Here is a 12,167-nt window from a genome sequence, read left to right as displayed (position 1 = left end):
TTGAGATGAAACGAGTTCACAAACCCTGATGCCGTCAGGCTTTTGATCTCCAACATGACAAATGTCATATCGAATACATGACGGGTGCTACTATGAGCATGACGCCTTTCCTTCTATACTTTGAAGTAGAAAGAAACGGAAAGGACTTGAACTTTCATGACAAATTCAACAAACACAAAACAGCAAGCCACCTTAAGAAAACAAGTAGGTCAATTTTCTGGTGCTGATTCAAAAAAAAGTATCATGCAGCTCTTCAATACATTTATTCCATTTTTAGGGCTTTGGCTTCTTGCCTATTATAGCCTGAACATCTCCTACCTTTTAACCCTCTTCTTTGCGGTTATTGCAGCTGGTTTTTTAGTTCGTGTCTTTATTATTTTTCACGACTGCTGCCACCAATCCTTCTTTAAACAGAAGCCACTGAATCACCTGTTCGGTTTTTTAACAGGCGTGCTCACCCTTTTCCCTTATCTTCAATGGCAAAGAGATCATTCGATTCACCATGCCACAAGCAGTAATTTAGACAAACGAGGTACTGGTGACATTTGGCTCCTGACAGTCAAAGAATATCAAGAAGCATCAGTATGGACGAAATTCCGCTACAGATTTTATCGTAATCCTTTTGTGATGTTTATTTTAGGACCGATCTTTGTTTTCCTGATTCAAAACCGTTTCAATGTCAAAAGTGCTCGTAAAAAAGAGCGCTGGAATACCTATTTCACAAACGTATCAATTGTTTTGCTCGCAGGGGCGACCTATCTTCTTTTTGGCTGGGAAGGTTTGTTACTTGTCCAAGGTCCAATCTTTTTGATTTCTGGATCAATCGGTGTATGGCTGTTTTATGTGCAGCATACGTTTGAGGATTCTTACTTTGAAGCAGATGAACACTGGAATTATGTGCAGGCAGCTGTAGAAGGCAGTTCTTTTTACAAATTGCCAAAGCTTCTTCAATGGTTAACAGGCAATATCGGTTATCACCATGTCCATCATTTAAGTCCGAGGGTACCGAATTATCATTTGGAGCATGCACATGAGCATAGTGAGCCGCTTCAAAATGTTCCAACCATCACTTTAAAAACAAGTATCGAGTCAATGAAATTTAGACTTTGGGATGAAGAAACGAAAGCCTTCGTTACCTTTAAAGAAGCACGTCAGACGAAAAGCACACCTGTCATCAAAGGAGACATTCTCAAGAAGAATGCATAACTGGCGCAAGCTCTTTCTTACAATAGAAGGAGCTTGTTGGTATTTACAGGATGCGATAACGTGTTCAATTTGATAAAGTAGTGAAAAAGAATGAAAAATGGAAAAGGTGATTCATGGATGAAAAAACAACTTAAAATTCAAAAATTGCATGGGATTTCCCCGTATATATGGGCCATTTTTTTCATCCTCCCCTTTTATTTTATCTTTAAGACCCCATCGACTTTAGGCATTGTGATCGGTATCATTTTAAACGTCGTCTTTTTTGCCGTGTATCGTTTTGCCTTTGTCGCAAAAGGCTGGGCTTTATATGTATTCGGTCTTCTACTAATTGCGATTTCTACTGGCTATGTGATGCTCTACAGCTACATTTATTTCGCTTTTTGCATCGCCTATTTCAATGGGCATATTAAAGGAAAAGTACCTTTTTATATCTTATACTATATTCATCTAGGTAGCGCTGCTGTTGCGGTAAACTTTAGCTTGATTTTAAAAAAAGGATGGTTTCTCACACAAATTCCTTTTGTTGTGATCACACTCATTAGTGCCATTCTCCTCCCTCTCAGCATTCGAAGCCGAAAAGAACGTGAACGTCTTGAAGAGAAATTAGAAAATGCCAATGAACGGATCGCCGATCTTGTGAAACTTGAAGAAAGGCAGCGCATTGCTCGTGACCTGCATGACACCCTTGGCCAAAAGCTTTCTCTTATCGGTTTAAAGAGTGACCTTGCCCGTAAACTCGTCTATAAAGATCCAGAACAGGCACGTGCGGAACTTAAAAGCGTCCAACAGACCGCTAGAACGTCTCTTAATGAAGTGCGGAAGATTGTTTCCTCCATGAAAGGCATTCGAATCAAGGATGAAATGTCGAATATAGAGCAAATTCTCGAAGCGGCCGGAATTGAATTGATTTATGATGAAAAGGGAGCACCAAAACACATCTCTCTTCTCAACGAAAACATTGTGAGCATGTGCATAAAAGAGGCCGTTACGAATGTCGTGAAACATAGTGATGCCACTGTCTGTAAAATCACCATTCATCAAAAGGAAAAAGAAGCCGTCATCACGGTTGAGGATGATGGAACATTTAAAGGAGATCACCCCTCCTCTCAAACGAAGGGACATGGCCTTTTAGGAATTAGAGAAAGATTGGAATTTGCAAATGGACGCCTTCATATTGAGACAAAAGATGGGACGAAGCTGATCATGAGCATTCCAAATGATTCAGCAGCCAAATAAAAGGAGGGAATGAAATGATCAACATCTTTATCGCAGAGGATCAGCAAATGCTGCTTGGTGCACTCGGTTCACTACTTGATTTAGAAGACGATATGACGGTTGTTGGGAAAGGTACAAACGGTCAGGATGCCATTGATTTTGCGAAAAAACATCCGGTTGATATTTGTTTAATGGATATCGAAATGCCAGGAAAAACTGGGCTTGATGCAGCTGAAGAACTGAAAGAAACAGATGTGAAAATCGTCATTTTAACGACATTTGCCCGTTCTGGATATTTCCAAAGGGCGCTGAAAGCTGGCGTCAGCGGCTATATGCTGAAAGACAGCCCTAGTGAGGATCTGGCAAGTGCCATCCGCAGCGTAATGAAAGGGAAAAAGGTGTACGCCCCGGAATTGATGGAAGACTTATATAGCGATGAGAACCCTTTAACCGAACGAGAAAGATCTGTCCTTGAACTCGTTGCAGACGGTAAAAACACAAAAGAAATCGCAAAGGAACTCAGCATTAAAAGCGGCACTGTTCGGAACTACATTTCCATTATTTTAGATAAGCTAGAAGTCAAAAACCGAATTGAAGCCATCACACGCTCTAAAGAAAAAGGCTGGTTTAAATAACAAAAAGATCAGGTCATACGCTGCCTTGATCTTTTTTTCTTTCTAACAGATTCCCTTTATTTTTTATCTACAACTGACAAAATGTAATTGACAACAGACCGCCGTCTTGTGATATGATATCCAAGTGATAATAATTATCATTATCACTAATACAACCAAATATTCGGCCTGTGTGCCGATTTCAAAGGAGCCTACATTTATGAAGAAAATATTGTTCCCTCTGATGCTTATCTTTGTACTTGCGTTGAGCGCATGTGGCAATAACAGCAACTCTTCCTCAAATAAAGGAAACCAATCGACGTCATCAGACACAATTACATATCAATCTGAAAATGGTCCTGTGAAGCTGCCAGCACATCCAAAACGTGTCGTTGTTCTCGGCTCTTACACAGGTAATGTGATGTCACTTGGTGTGAACCTTGTTGGCGTTGACTCTTGGTCAAAAAAGAATCCACGCTTCCAAAAGAAATTAAAAAATGTAGAAGAAGTATCGGATGAAAATGTAGAAAAAATCATGAAGCTAAAGCCTGATGTCATCATAGGCTTAAGCAATGCAAAAAATGTAGAGAAACTGAAAAAAATTGCACCAACGGTTTTGTTCACGTATAACAAAGTCGATTACCTTCAGCAGCACATTGAAATTGGAAAAGTATTAAACAAAGAAAAAGAAGCGAAGGCTTGGGTGAAAGATTTCAAAGAACGCGCAGCTGAAGCTGGAAAAGAAATTAAAGCCAAAATCGGTGAAGATGCGACGGTATCTGTATTTGAAAGCGGCACAAAAGATCTTTATGTGTTTGGAGATGCTTGGGGCCGCGGAACAGAAATCCTCTATCAAGCCATGAAACTGAAAATGCCTGAGAAAGTAAAAGAAAAAGCGTTAAAAGCCGGCTACTATGCCGTTTCACAAGAGGTCATTCCTGAATTTGCTGGAGACTACATGATCATTAGTAAAAACAGCGAAATGGACAATTCCTATCAAAACAGTGATATCTACAAGTCCATCCCTGCCGTGAAAAAACATCGTGTGTATGAGGCAAGTGCAGAAGAATTCTACTTTAACGACCCGCTCACACTTGAATATCAACTATCATTCTTTAAAAAGCACTTTTTAGGAAAATAAGCGAAAGCAAGGGATCTCTCCCCTTGCTTTTTTCTTGTCTGCTTCTAGCGGCAGCGCCTTATTTCCGCTACAATGACATACAGACGAATATAAAAAGTGTGGTGCTGGTTTTGTTTAAAATTTTACTGATTGAGGACGATACAACCCTCTTCCAAGAAATCAAAGAGCGTCTAGTCAACTGGTCCTATGATGTCTATGGGATTCACAATTTTCAACAGGTCATGCAGGAATTCACTTCTGTTCAGCCTGATCTCGTTATTATCGATATACAGCTGCCAAAATACGATGGCTTTCATTGGTGCCGGATGATTCGGCACCATTCAAATGTTCCGATCATCTTCCTCTCATCCCGAGACCACCCTGCAGATATGGTCATGTCGATGCAGCTTGGTGCTGATGATTTTGTGCAGAAGCCCTTTCACTTTGACGTTCTCATTGCCAAAGTAAGTGCTGTTCTTCGCCGCGTGCATGATTATAATGCAGAACCCGCCAACTTAAAGGTTTGGTGCGGCGCTACCATTGATCTAGAAAAAAACACCGTGACAAATGAACACGGTGAGGTTGAATTAACGAAAAATGAATTATTTATCCTCAAGGAATTGGTGCAGCATAAACATCATATCGTCAGCCGTGAATCACTCATACAAGCGTTATGGGAGGATGAACGATTTGTGAGTGACAATACGCTGACTGTAAACGTCAATCGCCTCAGAAAAAAACTAGACGAGATCTCCCTTGGTACCTTTATTGAAACAAAAGTGGGACAAGGATATCTTGCAAAGGAAAAGGATGATTAATGATGCTGCAAGCATTTTTAAAAGAACGAAGAAGCTGGATCCTGTTCTTTCTTAGTTTGCAGCTCCTCATTCTGTTTGTTGCGTATTTAGATACGACCATTCCAATAGCTTCTCTTTTTTATATTGTATTACTGTCTACCTTACTCATGATCGTCTTTCTCTTTTTCCGATATCGAAAAGAAACGGCTTATTATGAGCGGCTGAAAGAATGGGATGAGAGCATTGATCATCAAATGCGCCTCACTCCCTCTTCCCCATTTGAACAGCTCGTACATGATGCGACGTCAGAGCAAATTGACCGATACCGGCAGATGGCAACTGAGAAGACCATCGCCCTTGAAGAAGAAAAGGATGAGCTACTTTCATGGATACATGAGGTCAAAACACCGCTGACAGCGATGCACTTAATGATTGACCGCTTAACAGAGCAGCCGCTGAAAGCAAATATGACATACGAATGGCTCAGAATTCATTTATTACTCGATACCCAGCTGCACCAAAGCAGAATACGTCATATCGAAAATGATTTATATATTGAAAAGCTTGATCTGCAAAGCATCCTAGCACAAGAAATCAAAGCCCTCCAATCATGGTGTATGCAAAAAGGAATTGGCTTTGAACTGGCACTTGAAGAACGCGACGTATTAAGTGATACAAAATGGTTATCCTTTATGATCAGACAAGTGCTGACAAACGCAGTTAAGTACAGCCATTCATCTGATATTGTCATTGAAAGCAGACAAATGAATGAACAAGTTGTACTGTCGATCACAGATCAAGGCAGAGGAATTGACCCAAGAGACATATCTCGTATTTTTGAAAAGGGCTTTACTTCAACAAGACATCATCATGATACCGCATCAACGGGAATGGGGCTCTATTTAACAAAAAAAGGAGCAGACGCTCTTCATATCACAATTGAGGTCACCTCCACTATAGATCAAGGTACAACCTTCACCTTGACCTTTCCGAAAAAGAATGATTTTGTTCATATTGCGAGCATGTGACAATAATGTCACATGCTCGTCTATTTTGTTCGCCAAATCGAAGGAAGTCGGTCTGGCTTCTTTTTATACTAGAGATATCAATTAAATAGAAAAAGGGGTTCAGCATATGAACATTTTAGAAGCTCGCAAGATTTATAAAAGCTATGGAAATAAATTCAATAAACAAGAGGTGCTGAGTGGCATTGATTTGACGATAGAAGCTGGAGAATTTGTCAGCATCATGGGGCCATCAGGCTCGGGGAAAACAACCCTTCTCAACGTATTGTCATCAATCGATCATGTGTCCAGCGGATCGATTCGTATCGCAGATGCTGAGATGACACAAATGAAAGATCAGCAGCTTGCTGAATTTAGAAAAAAACAGCTTGGCTTTGTCTTTCAAGATTATAATTTACTTGATACGCTCACTGTCAAAGAGAACATCCTTTTGCCATTATCCATCTCCAAAACACCAAAAAAAGAAGCGTTTGAACGCTTTCAACAGCTCGCAGAAGACATGGGGATTTATGAACTAAGAGACAAATATCCGAACGAACTCTCTGGTGGACAAAAGCAGCGGACATCAGCGGTTCGTGCCTTCATTCATGAGCCTAGTCTTATTTTCGCTGATGAACCTACCGGAGCGCTTGATTCAAAATCTGCATCTGATTTACTCAATAAGCTGCAAGATTTCAATCGAAAACGAAAAGCGACCATTGTCATGGTGACACATGATCCTGTGGCAGCGAGCTATTCAAGACGCGTCATTTTTATCAAGGACGGACAGATTTATACTCAGTTGAATAAAGGTGCTTTAGAGAGAAAGATGTTTTTCGAGGATATTATGAAAACGCAAGGTGTTTTAGGCGGTGTGAAGCATGAACATTAATCAGCTCATCCTCCGTAACTTGAAGAAAAATTTAAAAAATTACTATTTATATGTGTTTGCTCTCGTGTTTAGTGTGGCGCTCTATTTTTCCTTTGTCACCTTGCAGTACTCACCAGCACTTGATGGTGTAAAAGGCTCCATTAAAGGCGGCGCTTCAATTAAAGCCGCTTCGGTTCTGCTCATTGCCATCGTCGGTATTTTCCTGCTATATGCGAATAGCATTTTTATTAAACGCAGAGGAAAAGAAATAGGTCTCTTACAGCTCATTGGTATGACGAAACAAAAAATTGCCAGACTTCTCAATGCAGAAAACTTTATCCTCTACTTGGCAGCCATGGTTATCGGCATCATTGCAGGCTTTATCGGTTCAAAGCTGATGCTGATGGTGTTATTTAAAGTGACTGGTGTTAACGCCATCGCCAATCTACATTTTTCAGGTATGGCCCTTCTGCAAACACTTATTGTCTTTTTCATTATCTATGGATTGATTATGCTGAGAAATAAGCGTTTTATTAAAAAACAGACGATTTTATCTTTGTTTAGAACAACATCTTCGACAGAACAGCGTGTGAAAAAGATCTCTGTGTTTGAAATCATCATTGGGGTTTTCGGTATTGTCTTGATCAGCTCAGGCTATTATATTTCTTCTAAGCTTTTTACCGGCTCGTATACGTCGAAGCTTGAGTTACTTTTAGCCATGATTTATATTCTAGCCTCTGTCATTATCGGTACCTTTCTTTTTTATAAAGGCTCTGTTTCTTTCATTGCCAATATTGTACGTAAAAGAAAAAATGGCTATCTCGCCATTCATGAAGTCCTGTCTCTGTCATCCATTATGTTCCGGCTAAAATCAAATGCACTGCTTTTAACGATTATTACAACCGTATCTGCACTTGCCATCGGTTTGCTGGCCCTTAGCTACATTTCCTATTACTCAGCAGAAAAAACCGCTAATCATATAATCCCAGCTCATTTCGTCATGGGCTCAGAAAAAGAAGCAGCAACCTTCACTCGTGCACTTTCTGACAAACATATTGCTTATGATCAAAAGCAGTTCAAAGTGATTCAAGCGGATTTTGATGCGAAAAAAATCATGGATACAGAGTTGAAAAATATGAAGAATAAACCAGGCGTATTGACACTGCCCGTGATCAGCGAGAAAAATGCACCAAATATTCATGTGGAGAACAACGAAGTCATCTTAAGCGGCTACAGTGATCTATTAAAGAAATTCATGCCGATTCAAAGCTCAGGCGATGTGAAGCTTCTCATCAAGAAACCGCTTGATTTGAAAGTCATAGATATGAAGAAAGATTATCTCATTTCTTACAACTTCACTTTTGGCGGTCTGCCTGTTGCAGTCGTGAGTCAAGATGTTTTTGAGCAGCTCGACAAAATGAAAGATCCTAAATTGCAGCTTGAGAATAGCCAATATATCGCAGTCAATATAAAAGATGATAAAAATCTTGAACAAGCAAATAGCGTGTTTACATCTTTAAAACTAGGTGACAACAGCATGTCTCAACTAGCTTCAGCTCAGCAGCAAAAACAAACGATAGGACTTGCGATGTTTGTGGTCGGATTTTTAGGTCTCAGCTTCCTTGTCACATCAGGCTGTATTTTATATTTTAAACAAATGAACGAAAGTGAAGAGGAACAAAGCTCCTACACGATCTTGCGCAAGCTTGGTTTTACTGAGAAGGATCTATTAAAAGGCATCAGGCTTAAACAGCTGTTTAACTTCGGGATTCCGCTCATCATCGGATTGCTGCACAGCTACTTTGCTATACAATCCGGCTGGTTTTTATTCGGCGGTGAACTGTGGACACCAATGCTCATCGTCATGTCGATTTATACCGTTTTGTATTCAGTCTTCGGATTCCTGTCAGTCCAGTATTATAAAAAAGTCATTAAAGAATCCTTGTAATCCATTCCCCATAGGACTAAGCCTATGGGGATATGTTTGTTTATGATGAAGCTGATTCAAATTTATGCGATAAAATATGATCTCTTGCTGCATAAGCTTTTCGTTTCACCTCTTCTAGGTTCACACCGACAAGCTTTCCATTTTGTTTCACTGCTTTCCCTGCAACATAGACGGAATCAACATTTGAAGGATGTGCCGTTTGGACAACCGCTCCAGCTGGGTCTGTCATCGGCAGAAGATTCATGCTTGTCCGATCAATCAAGATAAAATCGGCTTCTTTTCCAGGTGTAAGCGAACCAATTTTATCATCAAGCTTCAATGCCCGAGCTCCGTTGATTGTCGCCGCTTCAAGCATTTGATGAGCAGAGAGCCCAAGCTCAGGTCCCGGCATCGTCCCTTCCATCAACAAAGATTGATTTTGGATCGCTCGCTCTGCCTGAAGACCGAATTTCATTTGTGCAAACAAATCTCCTCCTGTCGCTGTCACTACATCTACACCAAGCGTCGGGAGTACTCCATGTTCAATCGCAAGACCTGTCACAGGATAACCGTGCCCCATCATCATTTCAATTTCAGGGGTAATGGATATTGAGCTACCGCTGTCTGCCAGCATGTTCATTTGATCCGCGTCGATTGCATTGATATGCACCATGTTCAGATCAGATCCTAGTAGCCCTGCTTTATGAAGCCGCTCAATCGAACGATCAGCCGCCCCCCAATTCCCAAAGCCAATGTGCATACTGCATAGTGCATCTAGAGACCTGGCTGTTTCGATTTCAAATACTGTGGTTTCCCATGAGGAAAACTCAGGCCCACGAATAGCAAGCCCCATCGTCAAAAGCTGATCTGTTGATTGAAAATGTGTTTTTTTCACACGGGCCGCATCTTCCATATTGGTGAGCGTACTTTCCCTGTCCCAATATTCAGCATCGCCAGAGGTACCAAAAGCAAAAACAGCCCGAATGCCCGCATCCTTTAATCCACCAATGAGCTCATCTGTATGATCCATTGAATTGATCATTGTCCAGTCTAAAAACGTAGTCACCCCTGCATCTAATGCCTCTAATGCCCCTAAATAATTGGCGATTCGATCGTCTGATGGACGTCTCATCGCTCCATAGTTGCCATAATATATTTTGCTTAAATATGTTTGTAAAGACCAATCTGTTCCTATGCCCCTGATGACAGACTGCCACACATGACGATGTGTATCCACAAGACCTGGCATGATGACCATATCGGATGCATCTACAATGTCAGCATCACTTGCTTCAATTGAAGGTGCGACTTCTAAAATGTGCGCCCCTTCAATTAGTAAATCTCCCTTTTCGAGAAAACCTAAAGCTGGATCAAGTGTTAAAATAGCTGCATCTTTAAACAATGTTTTCTTCATCTATATCCCCCTTTTCAAATGAAGAAGATGAGTCATCCCACCCTCTATGTCATTTTAAAACAGAATAGGATCAAATTAGAAGAAAAGTGACTTATCTAACTGTTTACGCGCTGATTTTTTTGAAATAATTGTATATGCGTTTTAATTTGACATCATGTTTTCCCTTTGGGCTTTCCATCATGCCAAACTCAAAGAACTTCACAGGCTTGATCCCGACATATTGTAAGAGAGCTCGTTTCATTAACATCTTATGGGCATTTTGCAAAAAGAAGAAAGGATAGTTGGTCGGTCCTTGCATCGTCGATACACAAACGGCATTTTTTCCTTTTAACAGCCCTTCTGGAAGCAGTCCGCCTGTTTGACGATAGACGAAATTCGCAGCAAACATGCGATCAATAAAGCCAAGCAGCATAGCTGGAGGCCGTCCCCACCAAATCGGATAAACAAACACGATTTTGTCCGCCCATTTGATCTTTTCCTGATACATCTGAATGTCAGGATCCTTATGCATATCACGCCTTTTTTTCTTTTCGTTAAAAATAAGCACAGGATCAAATTCTTCTTGATATAAATCAATGATCTTCACTTCTTGAACCTTTGGATTTTCTTCACTGCCTTTGACGATTTCTTTCAAAAAAGCACCATTTAAACTATTGTGATGAGGGTGTGTATAAATAATGAGTACATTCATGTGTCGTCTCCTTTAGTTATCATTTGATAACAAAATGATACACCCTGTTTATTTGGTTGTCAAATGATAATTGTTTTTTGATAATAAATTTGGTATGTTACATAGGAGGTGAAAATCATGAAACATCCACATTTCTTCAAGGAATTCGTCGCATTTGCTTCTACTTTTTCAGAGCGGAAGCATGACCTGATGAGCAAAGTCAAACCACCTGACTTAACGCCCTTACAATATTTGATTCTAGAGCAGCTAGCTGTCAGCGAGCCGCTTACACCTAGTGAAATCGCTGATTGTCAGCACATGTCACTTCCAAATGTCAGCAGAGAACTAAAGAAACTACAAGAAAAGCAATTCATCGATAGACGTGAAGATCAAGAGGATAAACGAAAGCATGTCATTATGCTGTCTGAAAAAGGCCGTGAATGTATGGACAAAGCATTTCAGCAAATTGAAGCGATGCTCATAGACAGTCTTTCTCCCTCTAACCAAAATCAAATGGATGATATCGTACAAGCTCTCCGTCTGTTAAATCAAACCATTTTCAAAAAATGATTCAATGAAAAAAGCATGAGCGATACGCTCATGCAAGGATTGGGTTGCCAAACTTTTAAATTGTACAAAAAGCGTCTGGATTTTTACGCCCAAACGCTTCTTTGATGTATTCTCTATGTATCCTTTAACCAACAAGCTGATACGCGATATATAACGCGACCAGCCAGATCATAATCGCCGAAGCTTTATTGATACGGTTCATCCATTTGCCATTTGTATCTAACTTCCCTAACATCTTGCCTAAAAGAGCGAGACCAATAAACCATAGCCACGAGACGATGATGCAGGCGAGTGTAAACGCCACTTTTTCAGCCCCGCTATATTGAAGCGAATTCGTTCCAATCACACCAATTGTATCGAGAATCGCGTGAGGATTTAAAAGTGAAACTGAACAGGCAAATACAATTTGTTTTCTCGCAGGCATGAATTCCATCTTTTCTTTATCATCTGATGTGGAGCTTGCGTTCCACACAGACCATCCCATATAAAGTAAAAAACAAAACCCAATCATATAAAGACCGATTTGCAGTACAGGAATGGTAAAGACAACAACCGAAACACCGATGACAGCTAGCGCAATCAAAAGTGTGTCACAAAGTGCAGCAGTAATGATGACAGGCAATACGCGATATAATCGAGGCTGAAGCGCTCCTTGTTGAAACACAAAAACATTTTGTGCGCCCAAAGGTAAAATGAGACCAAAGGCAAGCACAATTCCATGAATGATTGCAACAAACATCTTCTAACATTCTCCTTTTC

12 protein-coding genes are annotated in these 12,167 nt (G+C 40.4%); 9 read left to right on the top strand and 3 right to left on the bottom strand.

What is annotated here, in order from left to right:
* The first annotated feature begins 156 nt into the window (after positions 1-156).
* The 8 genes from desA (at position 157) to IEE86_RS11030 (ending at position 8,775) form a co-directional block, all read left to right on the top strand.
* Positions 157-1,206, top strand: coding sequence for a Delta(5) desaturase DesA (desA, locus tag IEE86_RS11065; protein ID WP_191097280.1), 1,050 nt, complete (start codon positions 157-159; stop codon positions 1,204-1,206).
* Positions 1,207-1,323: 117 nt separating this feature from the next.
* Entirely contained in the window at positions 1,324-2,442 is a 1,119-nt protein-coding gene (locus IEE86_RS11060) for a sensor histidine kinase (RefSeq protein ID WP_191097279.1), read from the top strand.
* A gap of 14 nt (positions 2,443-2,456) precedes the next feature.
* Positions 2,457-3,056 (top strand): response regulator transcription factor, encoded by a 600-nt coding sequence (locus IEE86_RS11055; RefSeq protein WP_191097278.1) that lies wholly within the window; start codon positions 2,457-2,459, stop codon positions 3,054-3,056.
* Between the two features lie 199 nt (positions 3,057-3,255).
* Positions 3,256-4,176, top strand: a complete 921-nt coding sequence (locus tag IEE86_RS11050) for an iron-hydroxamate ABC transporter substrate-binding protein (protein ID WP_191097277.1) — start codon at positions 3,256-3,258, stop codon at positions 4,174-4,176.
* A 110-nt stretch (positions 4,177-4,286) separates the two neighbouring features.
* The gene (locus tag IEE86_RS11045) at positions 4,287-4,973 is read left to right on the top strand and encodes a response regulator transcription factor (RefSeq protein ID WP_191097373.1); all 687 of its coding nucleotides are present in this window, start codon (positions 4,287-4,289) and stop codon (positions 4,971-4,973) included.
* A 2-nt stretch (positions 4,974-4,975) separates the two neighbouring features.
* A complete protein-coding gene (locus IEE86_RS11040) occupies positions 4,976-5,980 on the top strand; it encodes a sensor histidine kinase (protein ID WP_191097276.1) in 1,005 nt (334 codons plus the stop codon).
* 106 nt (positions 5,981-6,086) lie between these two features.
* Complete coding sequence (locus IEE86_RS11035; RefSeq protein ID WP_012010889.1) at positions 6,087-6,848, top strand: ABC transporter ATP-binding protein; 762 nt, start codon at positions 6,087-6,089, stop codon at positions 6,846-6,848.
* Positions 6,838-8,775 (top strand): ABC transporter permease, encoded by a 1,938-nt coding sequence (locus tag IEE86_RS11030; protein WP_191097275.1) that lies wholly within the window; start codon positions 6,838-6,840, stop codon positions 8,773-8,775. The genes IEE86_RS11035 and IEE86_RS11030 overlap by 11 nt, the downstream gene beginning before the upstream one ends.
* Before the next feature lie 40 nt (positions 8,776-8,815).
* Here IEE86_RS11030 and IEE86_RS11025 read toward each other — a convergent pair whose 3' ends face one another.
* Together IEE86_RS11025 and IEE86_RS11020 are read right to left on the bottom strand one after the other, a co-directional pair.
* Positions 8,816-10,168, bottom strand: coding sequence for an amidohydrolase family protein (locus IEE86_RS11025; protein WP_191097274.1), 1,353 nt, complete (start codon positions 10,166-10,168; stop codon positions 8,816-8,818).
* Between the two features lie 103 nt (positions 10,169-10,271).
* The gene (locus tag IEE86_RS11020; protein WP_191097273.1) at positions 10,272-10,859 is read right to left on the bottom strand and encodes an NAD(P)H-dependent oxidoreductase; all 588 of its coding nucleotides are present in this window, start codon (positions 10,857-10,859) and stop codon (positions 10,272-10,274) included.
* 117 nt (positions 10,860-10,976) lie between these two features.
* Here IEE86_RS11020 and IEE86_RS11015 point away from each other — a divergent pair, with 117 nt between their 5' ends.
* Positions 10,977-11,408 (top strand): MarR family winged helix-turn-helix transcriptional regulator, encoded by a 432-nt coding sequence (locus IEE86_RS11015; protein ID WP_191097272.1) that lies wholly within the window; start codon positions 10,977-10,979, stop codon positions 11,406-11,408.
* Positions 11,409-11,532: 124 nt separating this feature from the next.
* Here IEE86_RS11015 and IEE86_RS11010 read toward each other — a convergent pair whose 3' ends face one another.
* On the bottom strand, positions 11,533-12,147 hold the full coding sequence (locus IEE86_RS11010) for a LysE/ArgO family amino acid transporter (protein ID WP_191097271.1): 615 nt from the start codon (positions 12,145-12,147) through the stop codon (positions 11,533-11,535).
* Positions 12,148-12,167: the final 20 nt, after the last annotated feature.

It is taken from the genome of Bacillus crepusculi, assembly GCF_014764715.1.
Taxonomy (GTDB): Bacteria; Bacillota; Bacilli; order Bacillales; family Bacillaceae; genus Bacillus.
This window is presented reverse-complemented; position numbering and strand designations above follow the sequence as displayed.

Bases quoted from the DNA above. Each gene is read 5' to 3' on its own strand.
- desA (WP_191097280.1), top strand. From the start codon at position 157: ATGACAAATTCAACAAACACAAAACAGCAAGCCACCTTAAGAAAACAA.
- IEE86_RS11060 (WP_191097279.1), top strand. From the start codon at position 1,324: ATGAAAAAACAACTTAAAATTCAAAAATTGCATGGGATTTCCCCGTAT.
- IEE86_RS11055 (WP_191097278.1), top strand. From the start codon at position 2,457: ATGATCAACATCTTTATCGCAGAGGATCAGCAAATGCTGCTTGGTGCA.
- IEE86_RS11050 (WP_191097277.1), top strand. From the start codon at position 3,256: ATGAAGAAAATATTGTTCCCTCTGATGCTTATCTTTGTACTTGCGTTG.
- IEE86_RS11040 (WP_191097276.1), top strand. From the start codon at position 4,976: ATGCTGCAAGCATTTTTAAAAGAACGAAGAAGCTGGATCCTGTTCTTT.
- IEE86_RS11035 (WP_012010889.1), top strand. From the start codon at position 6,087: ATGAACATTTTAGAAGCTCGCAAGATTTATAAAAGCTATGGAAATAAA.
- IEE86_RS11030 (WP_191097275.1), top strand. From the start codon at position 6,838: ATGAACATTAATCAGCTCATCCTCCGTAACTTGAAGAAAAATTTAAAA.
- IEE86_RS11025 (WP_191097274.1), bottom strand. From the start codon at position 10,168: ATGAAGAAAACATTGTTTAAAGATGCAGCTATTTTAACACTTGATCCA.
- IEE86_RS11020 (WP_191097273.1), bottom strand. From the start codon at position 10,859: ATGAATGTACTCATTATTTATACACACCCTCATCACAATAGTTTAAAT.
- IEE86_RS11015 (WP_191097272.1), top strand. From the start codon at position 10,977: ATGAAACATCCACATTTCTTCAAGGAATTCGTCGCATTTGCTTCTACT.
- IEE86_RS11010 (WP_191097271.1), bottom strand. From the start codon at position 12,147: ATGTTTGTTGCAATCATTCATGGAATTGTGCTTGCCTTTGGTCTCATT.